This window comes from Arthrobacter sp. 2RAF6 (assembly GCF_052115205.1).
In the GTDB taxonomy this organism is placed as follows: domain Bacteria; phylum Actinomycetota; class Actinomycetes; order Actinomycetales; family Micrococcaceae; genus Arthrobacter.
Genome location: NZ_JBFRGF010000096.1, coordinates 1 through 1,120 on the forward strand (window position 1 = coordinate 1; position 1,120 = coordinate 1,120).

Consider the following 1,120-nt stretch of genomic DNA (forward strand, 5'->3'; position numbering starts at 1 on the left):
GCGCCGGTCTCGGTCTGCCACCAGGTGTCCACGATCGGGGCAGGGTGTTCCTTCTTTTCCCCGTTGTTGCCGGCGTTGGAGCCGATGACGTCCCGGTACCACATCCAGGCCTCGGGGTTGATCGGCTCCCCCACCGAGCCCAGGACCCGGATGCTGGAGAGGTCGTACCGGCCCGGGATCTCCTTGCCCCAYTTCATGAAGGTCCGGATCGCGGTGGGGGCGGTGTAGAGGATGGAGACCTTGTACTTCTGAACGATTTCCCACCAGCGGCCCTGGTGCGGGGAATCCGGGGTGCCTTCGTACATGACCTGGGTGGCGCCGTTGACCAGGGGCGCGTAGGCGACATAGGAGTGCCCGGTGACCCAGCCGACGTCGGCGGTGCACCAGAACACGTCCGTTTCCGGGTGCAGGTCGAAGACCGCCYTGTGCGTGTACGCGGTCTGGGTCAGGTACCCGCCGGTGGTGTGCAGGATGCCCTTGGGCTTGCCCGTGGTCCCGGAGGTGTACAGGATGAASARCGGGTGCTCGGCATCATGCCCGGGCGCGGTGTGCTCGACCGAGGCGGTCCCGACGGTGTCCTCCCACCACCGGTCCCGGCCCTCGTGCCAGTCCACGTCTTCGCCGTTGCGCYTGACCACCACSACATGCTCCACCGAATGGCCGGGGGCGGCCAGGGCCTGGTCGACGGCGGGCTTGAGCGGGCTGGGCTTGCCGCGCCGGTAGGTGCCGTCCGCGGTGACCACGAGCCTGGCCCGGGCGTCATCGATCCTGGAGCGCAGGGCGTCGGCGGAGAAGCCGCCGAACACCACCGAGTGCACGGCCCCGATCCGGGCACAGGCCAGCATCGTGATCACCGCTTCCGGGATCATGGGCAGGTACACGGCCACCCGGTCACCCTTGGCCACCCCGAGGGACTCGAACGCGTTGGCGGCTTTCTTGACCTCTTCGGTGAGCTGCGCGTACGTGTAGGAGCGGGTGTCGCCGGGTTCGCCCTCGAAGAAGATCGCCACCCGGTCACCGAGCCCGTTCTCCACATGCCGGTCCAGGGCGTTGTACGCGGCATTGATCTTCCCGCCGACGAACCACTTCGCGAACGGCGGGTCCGACCAGTCCAGGGCCT

General features: G+C 68.1%; 1 protein-coding gene. It reads right to left on the bottom strand.

The window, feature by feature from the left end; translation table 11 throughout:
* The coding region (locus AB4Z38_RS25605) for an AMP-binding protein (RefSeq protein ID WP_441432321.1) at positions 1-1,120 on the bottom strand (1,120 nt) is incomplete at both ends.